This window comes from Morganella psychrotolerans (genome assembly GCF_965118875.1).
Lineage (GTDB): Bacteria > Pseudomonadota > Gammaproteobacteria > Enterobacterales > Enterobacteriaceae > Morganella > Morganella psychrotolerans_C.
The window spans coordinates 48205-70894 of the sequence record NZ_CBCPJD010000023.1; the positions used below are offsets into that span (position 1 = coordinate 48205).

Consider the following 22690-nt stretch of genomic DNA (forward strand, 5'->3'; position numbering starts at 1 on the left):
TGTGTAAACATCTGGATGGCTAAATGACGGGGATTTTTTATGACAACACATAATCACACACTGGGTTTTCCGCGTATCGGTTTGAAAAGAGAGCTGAAAAAAGCACTTGAGAGTTATTGGGCAGGAAAAATTTCACAGGACGAATTACACGAAACCGGGCGGGAACTGCGTCTGCGTCACTGGTTGCAGCAAAAAGAGGCAGGAGTTGAATTATTGCCTGTGGGTGATTTCGCATGGTATGACCATGTGCTGGGCACCAGCCTGCTGTTCGGCAATGTACCGCCGCGTCATGCTAATGCCGATGGTCAGATTGACCTTGATACCCTGTTCCGTATCGCCCGTGGTCGTGCGCCAACCGGCAAACCGGCTGCCGCATCTGAAATGACCAAATGGTTTAACACCAATTACCACTATATTGTGCCGGAATTTCAGCGCGGGCAAACCTTCAGTGTCAGTTGGCAGCAACTGTTTGACGAAGTGGATGAAGCACTGGCGCAGGGCTTTAATATCAAGCCGGTACTGCTCGGACCGGTAACCTATCTGTGGCTTGGTAAAGTGAAAGGCGCATTATTTGACCGCTTATCATTACTGCCATCACTGTTAGCAGCCTATAAAACAGTGCTGGTAAAACTGGCAGAGCGCGGCATTGAATGGGTCCAGATTGATGAGCCCGCGCTGGTGCTGGATCTGCCAAAAGAGTGGCAGGATGCTTATCGCACGGCATACGATGCATTACAGGGACACAGCAAATTACTCCTGACCACCTATTTTGACAGTGTGAGTCATCATTTACCGCTGATCCGCGAACTGCCGGTGCAGGGGCTGCATGTCGATTTCATTGCGGGCAATGATGATATTCAGGAAATTCATAATGCATTACCGGCAGACTGGCTGCTTTCTCTGGGGCTTATCAACGGGCGCAATGTATGGCGTACGGATCTCCGTGCCAAATATGATTCAGTACAGGCGATCGCCGGCAAGCGCAATTTGTGGATCGGAACCTCCTGCTCTCTCCTGCACAGCCCGATTGACCTGCGCGAAGAGACAAAATTAGATGAGGAAGTAAAAAGCTGGTTTGCATTCGCACAGCAAAAATGCGAGGAACTGGCGCTGCTGACCCGGGCGGTCAACAGTGGTTCAGCGAATGATATTGGCGCACTGGATACGTACAGTGCGCCAATCACCGCGCGGCGTCACTCAAAACGTGTGCATAATGCGGATGTGGCGGCACGTCTGGCAGCCATCACCGCCCGGGACAGTGAGCGTGATGCACCGTATGAAGTGCGGGCAAAAGCCCAGCGTAGTCGTTTCAATCTGCCGCTGTGGCCGACAACCACCATCGGCTCTTTCCCGCAAACTACGGAAATTCGCGGGCTGCGGCTGAATTTCAAAAAAGGGAATATCGATAAAGCGTTCTACCGCACTAATATCTCAGAACATATTAAGCAGGCAATTAATGAGCAGGAACGACTCGGGCTGGATGTGTTGGTACACGGTGAAGCGGAGCGCAATGACATGGTGGAATACTTCGGTGAGCATCTCGACGGCTACGTTTTCACCCAAAACGGCTGGGTACAGAGCTACGGCTCACGTTGTGTTAAACCACCGGTAATCATCGGCGATATCAGTCGTCCGGAGCCAATTACTGTCGAATGGGCGACGTATGCACAATCCCTTACCGGCAAGCCGGTAAAAGGCATGTTAACCGGGCCTGTCACCATTCTGTGCTGGTCGTTCCCGCGTGAAGATATCAGCCGCGAAACTATTACTAAACAGATTGCGCTGGCACTGCGTGATGAAGTGGATGACCTGCAGAAAGCGGGGATCGGCATTATTCAGATAGATGAACCGGCACTGCGCGAAGGTTTGCCGCTGCGTCGCGCGGAATGGGCGGATTATCTGACGTGGGCAGTGGATGCATTCCGTCTGAATGCCTCAGTTGCAGATAATGACACTCAGATCCACACCCACATGTGTTACTGCGAATTCAATGACATCATGGAGTCAATTGCTGCGCTGGATGCCGATGTGATCACTATCGAAACATCACGCTCCGATATGGAACTGCTGGAAGTATTTGAAGATTTTGACTATCCGAATGAGATTGGACCGGGTGTTTATGACATTCACTCACCGAATGTCCCGGAAGTGGAATGGATAGAAGCATTGCTGCGCAAAGCGGCGGATAAAATTGCTGTTGAGCGGTTGTGGGTCAACCCGGACTGTGGTCTGAAAACCCGTGGCTGGGATGAAACCCGCAAAGCCCTGGCAAACATGGTGGAAGCGGCACACCGCCTGCGGGCAAATCCGCTCAGCTCCCGCTGATACCGTAACAGAAGAAAAAAGCTGATCAGGTTTATCGCCTGACCGGCTTTTTATTGCTCATCAGTAAATTCCGATTATGCTTAATGGTAGGTTACACACTGCAATTAAGTGATTTATGTCACATTTTTATGTAATTGATTCATTTTTGAATTTCAAAGTGGTGATAATAATCACTAAATTACATATGACAGCACGTTACAGTGTCTTTAATAATCATTTTTTCGATAAGGAGTTCAGGATGGCTGATGTGTTTCATTTAGGTTTGACCAAAGGTGACTTACAAGGTGCAACACTGGCTATCGTGCCGGGCGATCCTAACCGGGTCGAAAAAATTGCCCGTCTGATGGACAAGCCTGTTCACCTCGCTTCCCTGCGTGAATTTACCTCATGGCGCGGTGAGATTGACGGCAAAGCAGTGATTGTCTGCTCAACCGGTATCGGCGGTCCTTCAACCTCTATTGCGGTAGAAGAACTGGCGCAACTGGGGATCCGCACCTTCCTGCGTATCGGCACCACCGGGGCGATTCAGGAAAATATTAATGTCGGTGATGTACTGGTCACGACAGCCGCTGTGCGCCTTGATGGCGCGAGCCTGCACTTTGCACCGATGGAATTTCCTGCGGTGGCGGACTTTGAATGTACCACCGCGCTGGTCAATGCTGCGAAAGCAGCAAAAGCAACTGTACATATCGGCGTAACTGCCTCCTCTGATACTTTCTATCCGGGTCAGGAGCGTTATGACACCTTCAGTGGTCGTGTCACCCGCCGTTTCAAAGGCTCGATGCAAGAGTGGCAGGAAATGGGCGTGATGAATTTTGAAATGGAATCAGCCACACTGCTGACCATGTGTGCCAGCCAGGGGCTGCGCGCCGGGATGGTCGCAGGGGTTATCGTTAACCGCACTCAGCAGGAAATTCCTGATGAAGCACGGATGAAGAAAACGGAAGCAAATACACTGGATATCGTGGTGGCAGCCGCCCGTCATCTTATTTAATCAACCTGCTTTCAGTCAATCTGCCGCATCTCCGGTCTTTCCGGGGCTGCGGTTTTTTATTCATCTTTCATAATGCAAATCTGATAAAGTAATTGCTCTGATCACACTGATAATAATGATAAAGAGGAATTAATGACCAGACAAACACTGCATCCGTCGGTACTGCCGCTTGACGGCGGGATCAATTTCCGTGATTTGGGTGGCAAAGTTCTGCCGGACGGCAGCAAAATTAAACCGGGACTGCTGTATCGCGCAGGGGCTCTGGATCGCCTGAGTGACAATGACTTAACCCGCCTGACTGAACAAAATTTATTTCAGATCCTCGATTACCGTGATCGCGGTGAAATCACTGATAAACCGGATCGCCTGTGGAATGGCGCGCTGTACACTAATGCCCCGGCAAATCCGATGTCAAAAGAAGTGGATGCTAACCTCGAGAAACTCGGTGACGATGCACTGACCGAATTTGACCCGAAAGCCTTTATGCTGCGCCTGTATGAGCTGCTGCCGCTGAACAATCCGGCTTACCATGCACTCGGCAACATGCTGTGTCAGCCGGAAAAAGGCGGCATTGTGCAGCACTGTGCGGTCGGTAAAGACAGAACAGGTGTCGGTTCCGCGCTGGTACTGTTTGCGCTGGGGGCGGATACGGACATGGTGATGGAAGATTATCTGCTGACTAATGACACTCTGGCGCCGTATCGTGATGAGCTGTTATCTGAGCACGCAAAAACCATGCCGGATGATGTGGTGGAAAAATTTGCCTATGTGTACTCTGTTCAGACTGATTTCCTGAATACGGCTCTCAAAAGCATTCACTCACATTATGGCAGCATTGATAGCTGGCTGGCGAAAGACATCGGTCTGACGACGGCGGCTCGCGACAACATCCGCAATCACTTCCTCGAATAATATCTGCATGGTAAGGGGGATTTTCTGACACTGACTGACATTATCACTGTTGTGACCGCGTTTGTCCGTGAGCACGAGTACTGGGCGTTACCGGTCATTTTTGTGCTGGCGTTCGGTGAATCTCTCGCGTTTCTCTCTCTGCTTTTTCCGGCAACCGTGATCCTGCTGGGGGTCGGCGCGCTGATTGGTGAAGGCGGGCTGAGCTTCTGGTCAGTCTGGCTGATAGCGGCCTCCGGTGCGTTTTTCGGCGACTGGATCTCCTATTACGTCGGTTACTATTATAAAGATGGTGTCCGTAAAATGTGGCCGATTTCCCGCTCCCCGCAAACATTGGTCAAAGGGCATCAGTTCTTTGAAAAATGGGGGATATGGGGCGTATTCATCGGCCGGTTTTTTGGTCCTCTCCGTGCCGTGATCCCGCTGGTGGCGGGAATTTGCGCTATGCCTCAGCGCTATTTTCAGATAGCCAATTTGCTGTCTGCCATGGTCTGGGCGTTCGGATTATTAGCCCCCGGGGCATTCGGGCTGCACTGGATAGCAAAATTGATGGGTGTATAATTTTTCGTTTTCACCGGTTTACATCTGTTTTTGCGTGATGCGCCGAAAAAATAGTCCGCCGGATAAAAGAGGGTGGACATCTGTACAGTGGTATTTTACCGTAAGCGGCGTAAGTCATACGCAGAGGAGACAGCCATCGTGGATATTCAGTGGCTTTATGGTTTTATCGGTATTTTAAGTGGTGTTCTGCTGGGCGGCGGTATTGTCTGGTTCAGCCTGCAACAGCGGCTGGCAGAAAAAAACCGTATGCTGAATGAAAATACCGGACAGCTTGCGGTACTGGAAGAAACCCGGCGTCAGGCTGTGTACTGGCAGCACTCGCATGAACAAAGTGAACAGGCATTACAAAATGCCCGCAATATCAGTGCGCAACAGGAAGCTGAAATTCGTGAGCTGAGCACCCGCCTGGAAGAGAGCCGTCTGGCGGCAGAAGAAAAACAGCGCCTGCTGCTGAACAGTGAACAACGCCTGAATACCCAATTTGAAAATCTTGCCGCCCGCATTTTTGAACAAAACGGCCGCCGGACAGATGAACTGAACCGGCAGAGCCTCTCTCTGCTTCTGCACCCTTTTCGGGAACAGCTGGATAATTTCAATCGTCAGGTACAGGAGAGCTACAGCCAGGAAAGCCGTGAACGGCATACACTGACTCATGAGATCCAGCGCCTGCAACAGCTGAACCTGCATATGGCACAGGAAGCGGTAAATCTCACCAATGCCCTGAAAGGGGACAATAAAATGCAGGGAAACTGGGGGGAAACCATTCTCGCCCGTATCCTTGAAGCTTCCGGTTTGCGCGAAGGTCATGAATTTGCCACCCAGGTAAATCTGAAAAGTGAGCAGCAAAACCGTTATCAGCCGGATGTGGTGATTTATCTGCCGCAGAATAAACAGGTTATTGTGGATGCAAAAGTCTCTCTGGTTGCTTACGAACGCTACTTTAACAGTGATACACAAGATGCCCGCAGGGCGGCCCTGACCGAGCATATTAACTCAGTCCGCCAGCACATTCGCGGGCTGAGCCACAAAGCTTACCAGGATTTGAACGGGATAAATTCACTGGATTATGTACTGATGTTTATCCCTGTCGAACCCGCGTTTCTGGCAGCGATCGGGCAGGAGAGCACACTGTTGGATGATGCGCTGAGAAGTAACATTATGTTAGTCAGCCCGTCGACATTGCTGGTGGCATTGCGGACAATATCCAATCTCTGGCGCTATGAACATCAGAATGAAAACAGTCAGGCTATCGCGCAGCGTGCCGCCCGGTTATATGACAAGCTCCGGCTGTTTGTTGACGAGATGGAAGGCATCGGCAGCGCCCTGGATAAAGCACAGGGCACCTATCACGACGCGATGAAAAAACTGACCACCGGCAGAGGAAATCTGCTGTTACAGGCAGAAAGTTTCCGTGAACTGGGTGTGGAAGTAAAACGCCCGCTGGATGAAAATCTGGTAAAAAAAGCGCGGCTGAGTGAAGAGCAGGAAACGCAGCAGTATGCGTCCTCCGGAGATCCGGCTAATTTCGCAGAACAACACAATGCGCATAGGGTTTTGCGGTAAAGGCTGATACACTTTTCCGATTATTAAACCGTGTGCACAGGCAAAACAGGCAATATAGAGAATGGAAGAGCAATCCCGGGATAAAATCGATTTTGGTTTTCGCACTGTTAACAAGAGCGAAAAAGAAGGTATGGTGGCAAACGTCTTTCATTCTGTTGCTGCAAAATATGACCTGATGAATGACCTGATGTCTTTCGGCATCCATCGTATCTGGAAGCGTTTTACTATTGATGCCAGTGGTGTGCGCCGTGGTCAGCGGGTGCTTGATTTAGCTGGGGGAACTGGTGATTTTACTGCAAAATTCTCCCGTATGGTCGGTGAAACCGGACAGGTTGTTCTCGCGGATATCAACGATTCCATGCTGAAAATGGGGCGCGAAAAACTGCGTAATAACGGAATTGTCGGTAACGTCAATTATGTTCAGGCCAATGCGGAGGAGCTGCCGTTCCCGGATGATTACTTCAATTGCATTATCATCTCGTTCGGGCTGCGCAATGTCACGGATAAAGACAAAGCACTGCGTTCTATGTTCCGCGTATTAAAACCGGGCGGACGTCTGCTGGTGCTGGAATTTTCCAAGCCGGTTATTGAGCCGCTGAGCAAAGTGTATGACGCCTACTCATTCCATATTCTGCCGCGCATCGGGCAGGCGGTCGTGAATGATGCCGAAAGCTATCGTTATCTGGCAGAATCTATCCGCATGCACCCCGATCAGGGCACGCTGAAAGGGATGATGGAAAATGCCGGTTTTGAACAGGTGTCCTATACCAACATGACCGGCGGTATTGTCGCACTGCATAAAGGGTTCAAATTCTGATATGACTGATACGTTTGCTGAAAATGCACCGTCTTCCGTCAGTCCGCACGCGCTTTATCCTGTTATTGCCGGCTTTCTGGAAACCGTACTGAATCAGCTTCTTTACCGGGAAGCTGTCCTGAAACAGGCTCGTGTCCGGCTGACCGGGAAAACGCTGGCTCTCCGGCTGACTGAGCCGGAAATGCAATTTACACTGATTTTCAGTGAGAAACAGCTGGATGTTATCTCCCGTTGGGACGGTTCGGCAGACTGTGTGCTGCAAACCCGGTTTGTGACCCTTCTGAAACTGAGAGATAAACAACAGCTTTCAGCGTTGATCCGCAGTGGTGATGTCACTATTGACGGAGATATGCAGGTGATTCAGCATTTTTCAGCATTGCTGGATATGGCTGAGTGGGACCCTGCTCATTATCTTGCACCGTATCTGGGTGATGTTGCTGCACAAACACTGACACAGATTGCCGCGAAAGGCGGGCAGTTTATCCGCAACGCAGTTTATCGTCAGAAAGATTATCTGTCAGGTGCGGTGACCCGTGAATGGGCATTAGCGCCATCGGCACTGGAAGCCGCTCATTTCTGTGATGAAGTGTCCTCAGCGGCACAAGCCGCAGCAGAACTTGATGCGCGGCTTTCCCGTCTGGAAAAGAGAGCAGGAACAGGGCATGAGACCGAGTGAGATTAAACGCCTTTATTTTATTATCCGTACTCTCCTCGCTTACGGTCTGGATGAACTCATCCCGAAAAACCGGCTGAGTTGGGCTATCCGCCTCTGGCGTCACTCGCTTTTCTGGATGCCGAATAAGCATAAAGATAAAGTATTAGGTGAACGCCTGCGCCTTGCGTTACAGGAACTGGGACCGGTCTGGATTAAATTCGGGCAGATGCTTTCTACCCGACGGGATCTGTTTCCACCGGCCATTGCTGACCAACTGGCTCAGTTGCAGGATCGTGTATCGTCTTTTGATGGTGCGCTGGCAAAGAAAACGATTGAAGATGCGATGGAAGGGCCGGTTGAAACCTGGTTTGATGATTTCGATATCACTCCGCTGGCATCTGCTTCAATAGCACAGGTTCATACTGCGGTTCTGAAAGAAAACGGGCAGGCAGTTGTCCTTAAAGTTATCCGCCCTGATATTCTGCCGGTTATTCAGGCAGATATTCATCTGATGTACCGGCTGGCAAGTATGATCCCGCTGTTACCGGATGGACGACGTCTGCGCCCGAAAGAAGTGGTGCGTGAATATGAAAAAACGCTGCTGGATGAACTGAATCTGCAACGTGAAGCGGCAAATGCGATTCAGCTGCGGCGCAATTTTGAAAACAGCCCGATGCTGTATATTCCGGAAGTGTATCCGGATCTCTGCCGCGAAAATGTGCTGGTGATGGAGCGGATCTACGGAATACCGGTATCTGATATTGCAGCACTGAATGCGCAGGGTACTAATATGAAGCTGTTAGCTGAACGTGGCGTACAGGTCTTTTTTACCCAGGTATTCCGTGACAGTTTTTTCCATGCGGATATGCATCCGGGCAATATTTTTGTCAGCCGCGAGCATCCGGACGATCCGCAGTATATCGGTATCGACTGTGGCATTGTCGGCTCACTGAATAAAGAAGATAAGCGCTATCTGGCTGAAAATTTTATCGCTTTTTTTAATCGCGATTACCGGAAAGTGGCTGAATTGCATGTCGATTCCGGCTGGGTTCCTCCGGATACGAATGTTGAAGATTTTGAATTTGCCATCCGTACTGTCTGTGAACCTATTTTTGAAAAACCGCTGGCGGAGATTTCATTCGGGCATGTTCTGCTGAACCTGTTTAATACTGCCCGCCGGTTTAATATGGAAGTACAGCCGCAGCTGGTTTTATTGCAGAAAACACTGCTGTATGTCGAAGGTCTGGGACGTCAGCTTTATCCGCAGCTGGATTTGTGGAAAACAGCAAAACCGTTCCTGGAATCATGGCTGAAAAGTCAGATTGGTATCAAAGCAGTGATCCGCGGGATAAAAGAGAAAGCGCCTTTCTGGGCTGAAAAACTTCCTGAGTTACCTGAATTGGTGTATGACAGTCTCAGGCAGCAGCGCCGTTTGTTGTCAGGCGTTGAACGGCTGACTGAGCAGATGAAACAACAGCAGGCGACACAACGGAAAGTCAATTTTGCTCTCGGTGTCGGCGCAACCTTATTTATCTGTGCAAGCTTGTTTTATCTTGCCGGCGCTCCGCGCGCACCCTGGGTTCTGATGTCCTTTGGTGCTGTGAGTTGGGTAACAGGATGGTGGCAATCCGGTAAAATGAAGTAAAGATTGAGTTAAAACAAAGTTTCAACAGGTGTTGCGTATTTCCGTATATGCCTGTCGTTGTATATAATGAAGGTAGCAAGTCCATATCAAATTGAGGTAAAACTAATGGCTGGTATTAATATTTGGCAATTGTTAATTATTGCTGTAATTGTTGTTCTCCTGTTCGGAACCAACAAACTTCGTTCACTGGGTTCTGATTTAGGGGCTTCAATCAAGGGCTTTAAAAAAGCCATTGGTGATGAAGATCAGAACAAAACAGACAAAACAGAAAATACGACGGCCAGTAAAGACGCTGATTTTGAACAAAAAAATATCGCTGAAAAGAAAACTGACTCGTCTGAACAGTCTGAGAATAAAAACAAAGAGCAGGTATAACCCGTGTTTGACATCGGTTTTGGTGAACTGATTTTAGTAATGGTCATCGGGCTTGTTGTTCTGGGGCCGGAACGCCTCCCGGTCGCTGTGAAAACAGTCGCCGGCTGGGTTCGTGTTTTACGCTCAATGGCTGCCAACGTGCAGAATGAGCTTACCCAGGAACTGAAACTTCAGGAATTGCAGGATAATCTGAAGAAGATGGAAGAGCAGGCCGGTACTATTATTTCACCTGAATTGAAGGCATCGATGGATGAGTTGAAAGGGGTTGCTGATACACTGCGCCGCTCTTATCAGGAGCCGGTGGATTCTCTGAAAAAACAGCTTGATCCGGAAGCACTGGCTGACAGGGAACTCGATCTTTCTGCGATTAATTCAGCGCCGTTGTCTTCTGCTGACAAACCATCCGCGGATAGTCCGGCTCCGGTGACGCTGACGAAGATACCTGATGCGCAAGTGCCGGTTGCTCCGGCGCCGGTGGTAAATGAAACGGAACACACCCCGTTATCTGTACCTCCGGCGTCAGATTCACAGAAACATTAAATGATTACGGTAAAAGCATGTTATGGCTGTTGAAGAAACGCAACCGCTGATCACTCATTTAATTGAATTACGCAAGCGCATTCTCAACGCTCTGATTGCGGTGTTTGTTGTTTTTGTTGCGCTGGCGTATTTCTCAAATGATATCTATCAGCTGGTATCATCGCCGTTGGTAAGTAAATTGCCGCAAGGCTCGAGCATGATTGCAACAGATGTTGCATCACCGTTCCTCGCGCCGATAAAACTGACCATTATGGTCTCTATTTTTATCTCAGCGCCGTATATTCTGTATCAGGTCTGGGCTTTTATTGCACCGGCACTGTACCGGCACGAACGCCGGTTGTTAATGCCGTTACTGTTTTTTAGTACGGTTTTATTCTACATGGGAATGGCGTTTGCTTACTTTGTCGTTTTCCCGCTGGCATTCGGATTCTTTACATCCACAGCACCTGCCGATGTGATCATTGCGACAGATATTAATAACTATCTGAGTTTCGTCATGGCGCTCTTTATGGCATTCGGGATCTCTTTTGAAGTACCGATTGCGATTATTTTGCTGTGCTGGAGTGGTGCTACAACAGTTGCATCATTAAAACAGAAGCGACCTTATATCCTGGTTGGTGCGTTTGTTGTCGGAATGCTGCTGACGCCACCTGATGTGTTCTCACAGACACTGCTGGCTATTCCGATGTATCTTCTGTTTGAGGTTGGTGTTTTCTTTGCCCGTTTCTACGCGCCGAGAAATAAAACAGCACCGCAGGATGAAGAAGCTGAAGAGTAACTAAAACAGCGATGTAAAACAAAAAACCACCATTCATTATGGTGGTTTTTTATTTCTGCCCGTAGTGACAGGAAAATCAGTCTTTCTTCACAAAACTGGTGTTATCTACTTTTTTTGTCAGCTCTTTACTTATCAGCGTCAGTAAAAGAACAGAACGGGTTTCGCCGTCCGGCTCCTGATAAATAGCCTCTAGCCCTTTGAACATACCTTCAGTTATCTCAACAATATCGCCCTGTTGCGGAACATCCTGCTCGGACATATTGATGCATTCAGCAAGTTTCAGTTCATCAATTAATGAGGCAGGAACAACCGCCGGTAATGCACCAAAACGGACAAAGTGATTAACACCGCGAGTTGAGTTAATTGTTGTTGTATGAATAATTTCCGGCTCAAAAGAGATAAAAAGATAATTCGGAAATAATGGCTCATTCACAATGATCCGCTTGCCCCGGACTACTTTTTCTATATTGGCCATAGGGGTCAGACATTCCACCTGTTGCCGCTGCAAATGTTCCATTGCCCGCGGAAGCTGACCGCGTTTGCAGTATAATAAATACCAATCCTTCATTGTCATATCCAACACAGATGGTGTACATATATAGCTAAGATGATAACAAATTTGTTTTACTATTTATGCAATAAATGATGCTTTAAGATAAATCAATATGAGTTTCTATCCTTATACAAATTGCGTTTCACCATAAAATAGTGTCATTTAATGGATAGGCAAAATACGTAGCAGATTTATAAATTCAGAACAATAAAGGTAATATTGATGAACATTTTTTTACTCAGCAATGGCAAGCTTTCCGGTAATCCTCAGTGGCTCAGTTATGCGCAGGAGCGGATCAAAACGATGATCGATACCCGTGGGATCCGCTCGGCGATATTGATAGCCTATGCGGTTATCCGCGGCGATCATGACCAGCGCGCCCGTGAATTGTCCGATGCGCTGGGAATTGATGTCACCTGTATCGAACATTTTGATTCCGCCGTTCAGGCGATAGAAAATGCAGAATGTATTCTGGTCAGCGGCGGAAATACCTGGCTGCTGAATCAGATGCTGCATGAAAACGGACTTGTTGTGCCGATTCAGCGCGCAGTACGTGAGCGAAATATCCCGTATATCGGCTGGAGTGCCGGGTGTAATGTTGCCACGCCGAGTATCAGAACCACGAATGACATGCCGGTACGTAACAGCGTGATTATGCCGTCTCTGGGGCTATTCCCTGTACAAATTAATCCTCACTATATTGATGCGGCTATCAGCGGGCACATGGGTGAAACCCGTGATGAGCGTATTGCTGAATTTTGTGCCGTCAATCCGGAAGAGATTGTTGTGGCGCTGCGTGAAGGTAGTGGTCTGCATATTTCCGGCAATGAATTACAGTATTTCAGCGGTAAAAATGAAGGGTTTAAAATCTTTCAGTACAACAAAACATTTCCTGAGCAATTTGACACGGAAGCACTGACGGAATGGGTACCATTTAAATGTTTGTAATTCGCATGCTTGTAACAGTGTGCGGGATTCCTATAATGGAAGCCCATTACTCTGTTGCGGACAGGCTGATAACACAATGAAATATCGGGACCTGAGAGATTTTCTCTCCATTCTGGAAAAACAAGGCGAACTGAAGCGGATCAGGACAGAAATCGATCCTTACCTCGAAATGACAGAAATTGCGGATCGCACACTGCGTGCGGGTGGTCCTGCTTTGCTGTTTGAAAATCCTAAAGGGTATTCAATGCCGGTGCTCTGCAATTTGTTCGGAACGACGAAGCGGGTTGCAATGGGAATGGGGCAAGAGGATATCAATTCACTGCGTGATGTCGGGAAATTACTGGCGTTTCTTAAAGAGCCTGAACCGCCGAAAGGTTTCCGGGATTTGATCGACAAACTGCCGAAGTTTAAGCAGGTACTGAATATGCCGACCAAACGCCTGAGTTCAGCGCCCTGCCAGGAGAATGTGTTCACCGGGGATGATGTTGACCTGACAAAGATTCCGGTTATGCATTGCTGGCCGGATGACGCTGCACCGCTGATTACCTGGGGACTGACAGTCACCCGCGGGCCATTTAAAGAGCGGCAGAATCTCGGTATTTACCGCCAGCAGGTGCTGGGGAAAAATAAACTGATTATGCGCTGGTTATCTCATCGTGGTGGCGCGCTGGATTTTCAGGAATGGTGTCAGGCGCATCCCGGTGAGCGTTTTCCGGTTGCTGTGGCATTGGGGGCTGACCCCGCGACTATTCTTGGTGCGGTAACGCCGGTTCCGGATACATTATCTGAGTATGCTTTTGCCGGTTTGCTGCGCGGTAATAAATCAGAAGTGGTTAAATGTATTTCTAATGATCTGGAAGTCCCGGCGGGTGCTGAAATCATTCTTGAAGGTTACATTGAACCCGGTGAAATGGCGCCTGAGGGACCTTATGGTGATCATACGGGTTACTATAATGAAGTTGATGATTTTCCGGTCTTTACTGTCACTCATATTACACAGCGGGACTCACCCATCTATCACTCGACCTACACTGGGCGCCCGCCGGATGAACCGGCAACATTAGGTGTGGCACTTAACGAAGTGCTGGTGCCTATTTTACAAAAACAGTTCCCTGAAATTGTGGATTTCTATCTGCCGCCGGAAGGATGTTCTTATCGTCTGGCCGTTGTGACCATGAAAAAACAGTATGCGGGTCACGCTAAGCGGGTAATGATGGGAGTTTGGTCGTATTTACGGCAATTTATGTACACTAAGTTTGTCATAGTCTGCGATGATGATATTAATGCCCGCGACTGGAATGATGTAATTTGGGCGATCACGACCCGGATGGATCCGGCGCGTGATACGGTCATGATAGAAAATACCCCGATTGATTATCTTGATTTTGCCTCGCCGGTATCAGGGCTGGGCTCAAAAATGGGGTTGGATGCAACAAATAAATGGCCCGGCGAAAGCTCGCGTGAGTGGGGAAAACCGATTGTGATGACCGACGAAGTCAGGCAACGGGTTGACGCTTTATGGGATGAATTGAATATTCTCAATGATTGAGGGAGCACATGGCAACGCTAAACTGCAAAGTTACCTCTGTTGAATCTATAACGGATACGGTATACCGCATAAAATTATTACCTGATGGTGATTATTCATTTAAAGCCGGTCAGTATTTACTGGTGGTCATGGATGAACGGGATAAGCGCCCGTTTTCTATGGCATCTGCGCCGTCATCACAGAAAGAAATAGAACTGCACATTGGCGCATCAGAATTTAACCTTTATGCCATGGCGGTAATGGATAGGATCCTGGATAACCGTCAGGTAACGATCGATTTACCACACGGAAAAGCATGGTTTCGCGAAAATAGCCGGGCGCCGATGCTGCTGGTGGCAGGCGGAACCGGTTTCTCTTACACCCGCTCAGTTTTACTGGCGGCACTGGAAGAAAATCCTGCGCGTGATATTACGTTTTACTGGGGGGCGAGAGAGCATGTCTATCTCTATGATCTCGGTGAACTTCAGTCTCTGGCAGAGACACACCCTAACCTGAAAATCATCCCGGTTGTTGAACAGCCTGATGAATCATGGCGGGGACGAACCGGTACCGTACTCAGTGCGGTACTCGATGACTTCGGATCGCTGGCAGGAAAAGATATCTATATTGCCGGTCGTTTTGAAATGGCAAAAATTGCCCGTGAGCGTTTTTGTCAGGAGCGTGCTGCTGATATTAACCGCTTGTTTGGTGATGCTTTCGAGTTTATTTAAAAAAATTCCTGGCAGCGGAAATGCGGTAGTAACAGCCGGGAAAATGACTGAATTTTATATTTTTAACGACTCACCACACTGTGCTGTGGCGGGTCGTTTTTGTTTCCGGCACGCTTGTCAGCCGGGGAGTCGTTCGATTACGGTCGCTATCCCCTGACCGAAGCCGATACACATGGTCGCCAGGCCGAACTGCGCATCCTGTTGTTCCATAACCGTCAGCAGTGAGGTGATAATCCGTGTACCGGAGCAGCCCAGTGGGTGCCCGAGAGCAATAGCACCGCCGTGAAGATTAACTCTGTCATCATAGTTTTCTGCTAATCCGAGCCCTTTCAGACAGGCAAGTGCTTGTGCGGAAAAGGCTTCATTCAGTTCAATGACAGCAATATCATCCAGTGTCAGTCCGGCTTTTTTCAGCGCAAGATGTGTCGCCGGAACCGGACCATATCCCATCAGCGCCGGTTCACAACCGACAACGCTCATTGATCTGACAACTGCACGGGGTGTTAATCCCTGTTCTTGTGCGTAGTGCTCACCGGCAAGCAGCATAACGGATGCACCATCAGAGATTGCCGATGAATTTCCCGCAGTCACACTGCCGTTTACCGGGTCGAATACCGGACGCAGTGCAGCGAGTTCGGCAAGATTACTGTTTTCGCGGACGGTTTCATCCCGCACGGCAGCGATTGGAATGCCTGCCGGGTTATGTCCGGATACCGGATGAATTTCACGGGAAAATTTCTGTTCTCTGAAAGCCTGCGCAGCCCGCTGATGTGAACGCAGTGCAAATTCATCCTGAGCCTGTCGGCTTATTGCGAATTGCCGTGCCAGAACTTCGGCTGTCAGTCCCATAACGCCGGAGGCTTTAGCCGTATGAATTGCCGAGGCGGGATTATAATCGATACCCTGTGTCATCGGAATATGTCCCATGTGTTCCACACCCCCGGCTAATGCTAATCTGCCGTCACCAGTCTGAATCAGCCGTGCGGCATCATGCAGTGCCTGCATGGACGAGCCGCACAGTCGGTTGACGGTTACCGCAGGAACATGTTGCGGGATATCGGTCAGTAATGCAGCATTGCGGGCGATATTAAAACCTTGTTCCCCCGTTTGCTGTACACAGCCCCAGATAATGTCATCGATATCTTCTGCATTGATATTATTGCGGTTTATGATGGCATTCATCACCTCAGCGGAGAGGTTTTCTGCCCGTACATGCCGGAAAATTCCGTTTTTTGAACGCCCCATTGAGGTGCGGAGACCATCAACTATCATGACTTTTTCCATATAAACCTCACTGTTTCTCAATCGGATTGCTACCCGGCTGCGGATAATAGGATGTGTTACTGGCAGCATGTGCCCGCAAACTGTCAGGTGCGGAATAGAGCGGTCCGAGCGCACTGAAGCGATCAGCTTTTTCACAAAATGCCCGCGTACCCGTATCATCAAGATAACGGAAAATACCTCCCCGGAACGGCGGGAATCCCAGTCCGTAAACCAGCGCTAAATCAGCTTCAGCCGGACTGTTGATAATACCTTCTTCATAACAGCGGACGACTTCATTCACCATCGGGATCATCAGACGGTCAATAATATCGTCTGCTGAAAACGTACGGGGAGTGCGCCCGAGAGGGGCGAGTATAGCGCCAAGCTGTTCATCGGGCTGCTTTTGCAGCCGTCCTTTAGCGTCATCAATATGTCGGTAAAACCCGAGATGGTTCTTTTGCCCGAGTCGCTTCAGGTCTGCAAGAAGGCTGATAACATCCGGTGATGATACTGTCATCCGATCCGGATAGCCTTCAGCCATGACTTTCTGTGCATGACTTGCCGTATCCAGCCCGACAACATCCAGCAGTAGCGCAGGTCCCATCGGCCAGCCGAATTCCTGTTCCATGATCTGGTCAACTATCTGAATATCAGCGCCATCAGACACAAGCCGGGAAAAGGCATTCAGATACGGGAAAAGTACCCGGTTAATAAAAAATCCCGGACAATCACCGACAACAACCGGTGTTTTCCCCATCTTGTGGGCGTAATGAACAACGGCGGCAATGGTACTGTCTGATGTTTTTTCTCCGCGGATTACTTCAACCAGCATCATTTTTGGCACCGGGTTGAAAAAATGCATACCGCAGAAATTTTCCGGGCGTTTCAGTACCTGAGCCAGTTTGTTTATCGGAATAGAGGATGTATTTGATGTAAGAATACAATCAGTACTGACCTGCCGCTCAACTTCCGCAAGTACCTGCTGTTTGACGGATATATTTTCAATGACGGCTTCAACAACAATATCGCATTCATTTATCCCGTCGTATTGCAGAACAGGACGGATAGCTGCCCGTATCGTCGCAGCTTGCGGCAATGTCAGTTTTCCTTGCTGACACTGTTTTTCCAGTAGTTTTGTTGCTTCATCAACGCCTGCCCGGAGCGCTGCCGGCTGAATATCTTTTAATATTGCAGGAATACCATTACAGGCTGACTGATAAGCAATGCCTCCACCCATGATCCCCGCACCGATAACGGCGGCTTGTTTTGGTGCATCGTGCCGGGTTACCAGGCGGCGGGTGATCCCTTTTACGTATTGCTCATTCAGAAAAAGAGAAACCAGTGCCCGCGCGCTTAATGTTTTTGTCAGTGGAATAAAGTGTGCCGCTTCACAGGTAAGTGCGCCATCACGGGACATTCCTGCACCTGCTTCAATAGCATTCACCGCTGCCATCGGTGCCGGATAATGTTTTCCGGCTTTCTGCCGGATCAGACCTTTTGCCGGGATAAAACTCATTTGTTGCTCTGTCGGACTGAGCTGTAACGGCGATATTTTTTGCAGACGTCTGACGTTCCAATTCAGAGAACCGGAAATTGCCTGTTCCAGTAGTGTCAGCGCACTACCTATAAGCTCTGTATCAGGAACAATACCGTCAATAAGCCCGAGTTTCAGTGCCTCAGAGGCGGTAACTATTTTTCCCTGTGTAATGAGTTCCAGTGCATTATCACAACCAATCAGTCGTGGCAGACGGACAGAACCGCCGAAACCGGGCATTATGCCGAGTTTGGTTTCCGGCAGACCGATGCGTAAATCCTCTGTTGCCAGGCGATAATCGGTGGTCAGTGCACATTCGCATCCTCCGCCAAGTGTAAATTTTCGAAGTGCGGAAACCGTTGGTATGGGGAGATCTTCCAGGCGGTTAAATAACTGATTAGCAAAATTCAGCCAGGTGGCGAGTTGTTCTTCCGTGGCATCAAACAGCGCAATAAACTCAGTGATATCAGCACCGAGAATAAAGCTTTCTTTTGATGAGGTGACGATAAGCCCTTTCAGACGTTCTGTTTTTTCAAGACAGGCAACGGCATCATTTAATGAAGCAATCGTACGGGTATCCAGCTTATTTATCGCATCCTGCGCATCAAAAACAAGTTTTGCAATTCCCTCTTTTTCCCAACTAATCTTAATTGATTCACTGTGATAGAGCATACGATTCTCCTTAATCAGCATCATTACCGGGGAAGAATGAAGATAACATGTGGTATGACCAGCCAAGGCAATTGTGATTTTTTTGTTAATAAAAGCAAACAAAATGATGTTTTTTTGCGCTAAAGATCACGCTAAATGTTTTATCAGACAGAAACAGAACAATAATTTTTCGTGATGTGCCGAAGATCCGGGCGAAGTGATTGACGCTCTGACAGGGCGTGTCATAGTCGGCGTATCCATGATCACGGAGATCATGCTAAGCTTTTATCACTATCATAATGAAAAAAGGTCATTTCCCATGGAAAAACCAGCATCTCTTTACCGTGAGCATATCGCAACTCTGTTACAACGTACGCGGGATATTCTCGCGCGTGAGAAACTGGATTCGTTACTGATTCATTCCGGTGAACCACTGAGAATATTTCTTGATGACCGTGATTATCCTTTTAAAAGTAATGTACATTTTAAAGCATGGGTGCCGGTAACGGATGTCCCTCATTGCTGGCTGTGGACGGATGGCGTGAACAAACCGAAAGTATGGTTTTATTCACCTGTTGATTATTGGCACAGTGTTGAAGCATTACCATCATCATTCTGGACAAATGATGTAGAGATTATTCATCTGAAGAATGCCGGAGATATTGCGGAACAACTGGCATTACTGAATAAAACCCATACGGCGTATATCGGACCAAATATTGAGCGTGCGGTATCTCTGGGTATCAATGACAACAATATTAACCCGAAAGCGGTACTGGATTATTTTGCGTTTCACCGGTCATATAAGACAGATTATGAACTGGCTTGCATGCGTGAAGCACAAAAAATGGCAGTGAATGGTCATCAGGCCGCGCACGAGGCATTCTTATCCGATCTGAGTGAATTTGATATTAATATGGCGTATCTGATGGCAACCGGACATCGTGATACTGATGTTCCTTACGATAATATTGTTGCCATCAATGAAAATGCCGCTGTTTTACATTATACCAAACTGAATAAAAGTCCCCCGCGTGAGCGCCGTAGTTTCTTAATTGATGCCGGTGCGGAATATCATGGTTATGCCGCGGATTTAACCCGTACTTATGCGGCTAAGCCGGATAGTGATTTTGCACAGTTGGTTCATGACCTTAATAATGAGCAGCAGGGGCTTATCGGTAATATTAAAGCAGGGGTCCGTTATACGGACTACCATGTCCAGATGCATCACCGCATCGCAAAATTACTGAAAAAACACAAGATTATTAACGGCATGTCTGAAGAGGCTATGGTCAGTGAAGGTGTGACAACGCCATTTTTACCTCACGGTTTAGGCCATCCTCTCGGTTTACAGGTGCATGATGCCGCCGGATTTATGCAAAATGATCAGGGTGAACACCTGGCAGCGCCACAAATGTATCCTTTCCTGCGCTGCACACGTATCCTTGAACCCCGCATGGTATTGACTATTGAACCGGGGCTCTATTTTATAGAATCATTATTGTCACCATGGCGGGAAGGTGTATTCAGTCAGCATTTTGACTGGAGGCGTATTGAAATGTTTAAGCCATACGGCGGGATCCGCATTGAAGATAATATTATTATCCATAACAATAGTGTGGAAAATATGACGCGGGATCTGAATCTGTCGTAATGAAATCGTATCTTATCCCGGCCGAGCCGGTCATGTTTACTGAAGAAATAAAAAAGAGTCGTTTTATCACCCTGTTGCAGCACACGGACGGGGTGGATGACGCAAAGCAATTTATTCAGTCGGTTAAAGATGAGTACCCTGATGCCCGGCACCATTGCTGGGCATTTGTTGCAGGGCGCCCGGATGATTCACAAAAACTGGGCTTTTCTGATGACGGAGAACCAACCGGAACAGCAGGGAAGCCCATTATTGCTCAGTTACTCGGTAGTGAAATCGGCGAAATTACCGCGGTGGTTGTCCGCTATTTCGGCGGAATTAAATTGGGTACAGGCGGGCTGGTTCGTGCATACGGGAATGGTGTTCAGCAATCATTAAAGCTATTGATTACAAAAATAAAAGTTCCGCAGGTATTATGTGAAATAACCTGTGATTACAGCTTTATTAATCAGATAGAATTGCTGGTCCGCCAGGTGGAAGGCACCGTCATCGCCAGTGATTTCGGTGCAGATGTAACGTTACGGATATCGATTCCCGCTACCTTACTGAGTGAGGTTGGTGATAAATTACGTGACCTGAGCCGGGGAATGCTCGAACTGACATGTCTTGATGACATTCCCGGAAATTGATTTCTAAGGACACTGCTGCATGCATTTTCGTGCCATAACCCGTATTGTCGGGTTACTTGTCATTATGTTCTCTGTCACCATGATCATTCCCGGGATCGTGGCGCTTATTTATAAAGATGGTGCTGGTAAAGCGTTTAGTCAGACGTTTCTGACAGCATTAATTATCGGGTTACTGCTTTGGATCCCGACACGGAATAATAAAAGTGAATTAAAACAGAAAGAAGGTTTTCTGATTGTTGTTCTCTTCTGGACTGTGCTGGGGAGTGTCGGGGCGCTGCCGTTTATATTTTCGGAACGACCAAATCTTTCTGTGACAGATGCGTTTTTTGAATCGTTTTCAGGATTGACTACAACGGGAGCAACCACGCTGGTCGGGCTGGATACCTTACCCAAGGCGATTTTGTTTTATCGCCAGATGCTGCAATGGCTTGGCGGGATGGGGATCATTGTACTGGCTGTGGCTATTTTGCCGCTTTTAGGTGTCGGGGGGATGCAGTTGTACCGCGCAGAAATGCCCGGCCCGCTGAAAGACAACAAAATGCGGCCGAGAATTGCTGAAACGGCGAAAACACTCTGGCTTATCTATGTTTTCCTGACCATCGTTTGTGCCATTGCGCTGTGGTTTGCCGGCATGGATGTCTTTGATGCGATCTCACACAGTTTTTCCACCATCGCAATCGGCGGTTTTTCAACTCATGATGCCAGCATAGGGTATTTTGACAGTCCTGCAATTAATACGATTATTGCTATTTTTTTGCTGATCTCCGGTTGTAATTATGGTCTGCACTTTGCGGTACTGACCGGGCGAAGCCTGGGCGTTTACTGGCGGGATCTGGAGTTCCGGATGTTTATCTCGATTCAGTTTGTACTGGTCGTGATCTGCGCATTGGTTTTATGGCGATTCGGTGTTTATGCTACGGAGGGGCAAACCCTCAACCAGGCTTTTTTCCAGGTAGTCTCCATGGCGACGACTGCCGGGTTCTCAACAGACAGCTTCTATAAGTGGCCGTTGTTTTTACCGATGTTACTTCTGTGCGCAGCTTTTGTCGGGGGATGTGCCGGTTCAACCGGCGGCGGGCTGAAAGTTATCCGTATTATGCTCTTGTTCCTGCAAGGGGCGCGTGAGCTGAAGCGGCTGGTTCATCCGAATGCTGTTTATACTATTAAGCTTGGCAGAAGGGCGTTACCGGAACGGATTATTGAGGCGGTCTGGGGATTTTTTTCAGCCTATGCACTGGTTTTTGTTGTCAGCATGCTGCTTCTTATTGCAACGGGTGTCGATGAGTTCTCTGCATTCTCTGCTATTGCGACTACGCTGAATAATCTCGGGCCGGGTCTTGGCACATTAGGCGAAAACTTTACAACACTGAATCCTGCCGGGAAGTGGATCCTCGTTGTGACAATGTTGTTCGGTCGTTTGGAAGTCTTTACCTTACTTGTTTTGCTGACGCCTACCTTCTGGCGTGATTAACGGAGTTTTTCCATGTCGTATTTGTTGCTTTACTCCAGTCATGACGGACACACTAAAAAAATTGTCACACAGATTGCCTTACATCTGCGTAAGGCCGGAATGCAGTGCGATGTCCGCTCCTTACAGGAAGGGCATGCACTGAATCTGATACCCTATGAAAAGGTACTGGTTGGTGCATCTATTCGTTACGGACATTTTAATCGTGCTCTGAACCGGTTTGCGAATTTGCATGCTGCACAAATGAATCAGATGAAAACAGCATTCTTCGGCGTAAATCTGACAGCGCGTAAACCTGAAAAGCGAACACCACAGACAAACCTGTATGTACGCAAGTTTCTGGAAGCCACGCCATGGAAACCGACAGTCAGTGCTGTATTTGCCGGAGCACTGCTGTACCCCCGTTATCGCTGGCTCGATCGCGTAATGATCCGCCTTATAATGAAGATGACAAAAGGGGAAACAGATACTACGAAAGAAATCGAGTATACAGATTGGGAGCAGGTTGAGTCCTTTGCAACTGAGTTTGCTCATATTTAAGCCAGAACCTGGTATTTTTGCCCGGAATGCAA

The 22690-nt window shown here is 48.3% G+C and carries 21 protein-coding genes; 18 read left to right on the forward strand and 3 right to left on the reverse strand.

The window, feature by feature from the left end:
• Window positions 1–39: 39 nt before the first annotated feature.
• From metE to tatC, 11 genes are all read left to right on the forward strand, one after another.
• A complete protein-coding gene (gene metE, locus ACMHKJ_RS18075) occupies window positions 40–2325 on the forward strand; it encodes a 5-methyltetrahydropteroyltriglutamate--homocysteine S-methyltransferase (protein ID WP_413496120.1) in 2286 nt (761 codons plus the stop codon).
• A 238-nt stretch (window positions 2326–2563) separates the two neighbouring features.
• Window positions 2564–3319: a uridine phosphorylase gene (gene udp, locus ACMHKJ_RS18080; protein WP_067422630.1), complete on the forward strand. Its 756-nt coding sequence runs from the start codon at window positions 2564–2566 to the stop codon at window positions 3317–3319.
• A 132-nt stretch (window positions 3320–3451) separates the two neighbouring features.
• A complete protein-coding gene (locus tag ACMHKJ_RS18085) occupies window positions 3452–4231 on the forward strand; it encodes a tyrosine-protein phosphatase (protein WP_413496122.1) in 780 nt (259 codons plus the stop codon).
• Between the two features lie 24 nt (window positions 4232–4255).
• Window positions 4256–4789 (forward strand): DedA family protein, encoded by a 534-nt coding sequence (locus ACMHKJ_RS18090; RefSeq protein ID WP_413496154.1) that lies wholly within the window; start codon window positions 4256–4258, stop codon window positions 4787–4789.
• 138 nt (window positions 4790–4927) lie between these two features.
• Window positions 4928–6352: a DNA recombination protein RmuC gene (gene rmuC / locus ACMHKJ_RS18095; RefSeq protein WP_413496156.1), complete on the forward strand. Its 1425-nt coding sequence runs from the start codon at window positions 4928–4930 to the stop codon at window positions 6350–6352.
• Window positions 6353–6413: 61 nt separating this feature from the next.
• Complete coding sequence (gene ubiE / locus ACMHKJ_RS18100) at window positions 6414–7169, forward strand: bifunctional demethylmenaquinone methyltransferase/2-methoxy-6-polyprenyl-1,4-benzoquinol methylase UbiE (RefSeq protein ID WP_413496124.1); 756 nt, start codon at window positions 6414–6416, stop codon at window positions 7167–7169.
• A 1-nt stretch (window position 7170) separates the two neighbouring features.
• Complete coding sequence (locus ACMHKJ_RS18105; RefSeq protein WP_413496126.1) at window positions 7171–7845, forward strand: ubiquinone biosynthesis accessory factor UbiJ; 675 nt, start codon at window positions 7171–7173, stop codon at window positions 7843–7845.
• Window positions 7832–9469: a ubiquinone biosynthesis regulatory protein kinase UbiB gene (gene ubiB / locus ACMHKJ_RS18110; RefSeq protein ID WP_413496128.1), complete on the forward strand. Its 1638-nt coding sequence runs from the start codon at window positions 7832–7834 to the stop codon at window positions 9467–9469. Before ACMHKJ_RS18105 ends, ubiB begins: the two co-directional genes overlap by 14 nt.
• A gap of 105 nt (window positions 9470–9574) precedes the next feature.
• Window positions 9575–9844 (forward strand): Sec-independent protein translocase subunit TatA, encoded by a 270-nt coding sequence (gene tatA / locus ACMHKJ_RS18115; RefSeq protein WP_413496130.1) that lies wholly within the window; start codon window positions 9575–9577, stop codon window positions 9842–9844.
• A gap of 3 nt (window positions 9845–9847) precedes the next feature.
• Window positions 9848–10384: a Sec-independent protein translocase protein TatB gene (tatB, locus tag ACMHKJ_RS18120; protein ID WP_413496132.1), complete on the forward strand. Its 537-nt coding sequence runs from the start codon at window positions 9848–9850 to the stop codon at window positions 10382–10384.
• A 22-nt stretch (window positions 10385–10406) separates the two neighbouring features.
• Window positions 10407–11162 (forward strand): Sec-independent protein translocase subunit TatC, encoded by a 756-nt coding sequence (gene tatC / locus ACMHKJ_RS18125; protein WP_413496134.1) that lies wholly within the window; start codon window positions 10407–10409, stop codon window positions 11160–11162.
• Window positions 11163–11238: 76 nt separating this feature from the next.
• Here the strand turns inward: tatC and rfaH are convergent, their stop codons facing one another.
• Entirely contained in the window at window positions 11239–11730 is a 492-nt protein-coding gene (rfaH, locus tag ACMHKJ_RS18130) for a transcription/translation regulatory transformer protein RfaH (protein WP_413496136.1), read from the reverse strand.
• Window positions 11731–11937: 207 nt separating this feature from the next.
• Here rfaH and pepE point away from each other — a divergent pair, with 207 nt between their 5' ends.
• The 3 genes from pepE (at window position 11938) to fre (ending at window position 14922) form a co-directional block, all read left to right on the forward strand.
• Window positions 11938–12663: a dipeptidase PepE gene (pepE, locus tag ACMHKJ_RS18135; protein ID WP_413496138.1), complete on the forward strand. Its 726-nt coding sequence runs from the start codon at window positions 11938–11940 to the stop codon at window positions 12661–12663.
• Between the two features lie 76 nt (window positions 12664–12739).
• On the forward strand, window positions 12740–14212 hold the full coding sequence (gene ubiD, locus ACMHKJ_RS18140; protein ID WP_413496140.1) for a 4-hydroxy-3-polyprenylbenzoate decarboxylase: 1473 nt from the start codon (window positions 12740–12742) through the stop codon (window positions 14210–14212).
• 8 nt (window positions 14213–14220) lie between these two features.
• The gene (gene fre, locus ACMHKJ_RS18145; RefSeq protein ID WP_067365182.1) at window positions 14221–14922 is read left to right on the forward strand and encodes an NAD(P)H-flavin reductase; all 702 of its coding nucleotides are present in this window, start codon (window positions 14221–14223) and stop codon (window positions 14920–14922) included.
• Between the two features lie 117 nt (window positions 14923–15039).
• Here fre and fadA read toward each other — a convergent pair whose 3' ends face one another.
• On the reverse strand, window positions 15040–16206 hold the full coding sequence (gene fadA, locus ACMHKJ_RS18150) for an acetyl-CoA C-acyltransferase FadA (RefSeq protein WP_413496143.1): 1167 nt from the start codon (window positions 16204–16206) through the stop codon (window positions 15040–15042).
• Window positions 16207–16213: 7 nt separating this feature from the next.
• Window positions 16214–18391, reverse strand: a complete 2178-nt coding sequence (gene fadB, locus ACMHKJ_RS18155) for a fatty acid oxidation complex subunit alpha FadB (protein ID WP_413496145.1) — start codon at window positions 18389–18391, stop codon at window positions 16214–16216.
• A gap of 298 nt (window positions 18392–18689) precedes the next feature.
• On the opposite strand from fadB, the gene pepQ reads away from it, so the two are divergent.
• Genes pepQ through hemG form a run of 4 tightly spaced genes read left to right on the forward strand, consistent with a single transcriptional unit; the run spans window position 18690 to window position 22658 of the window.
• Window positions 18690–20024, forward strand: a complete 1335-nt coding sequence (gene pepQ, locus ACMHKJ_RS18160) for a Xaa-Pro dipeptidase (protein ID WP_413496147.1) — start codon at window positions 18690–18692, stop codon at window positions 20022–20024.
• Window positions 20024–20650 carry an IMPACT family protein gene (locus tag ACMHKJ_RS18165; protein WP_413496149.1) on the forward strand — a complete coding sequence of 209 codons (627 nt, stop codon included), beginning with the start codon at window positions 20024–20026 and terminating at the stop codon, window positions 20648–20650. Before pepQ ends, ACMHKJ_RS18165 begins: the two co-directional genes overlap by 1 nt.
• Before the next feature lie 19 nt (window positions 20651–20669).
• The gene (gene trkH, locus ACMHKJ_RS18170; protein ID WP_067400741.1) at window positions 20670–22121 is read left to right on the forward strand and encodes a Trk system potassium transporter TrkH; all 1452 of its coding nucleotides are present in this window, start codon (window positions 20670–20672) and stop codon (window positions 22119–22121) included.
• Between the two features lie 12 nt (window positions 22122–22133).
• Window positions 22134–22658: a menaquinone-dependent protoporphyrinogen IX dehydrogenase gene (gene hemG / locus ACMHKJ_RS18175; RefSeq protein WP_413496150.1), complete on the forward strand. Its 525-nt coding sequence runs from the start codon at window positions 22134–22136 to the stop codon at window positions 22656–22658.
• Window positions 22659–22690 lie beyond the last annotated feature (32 nt).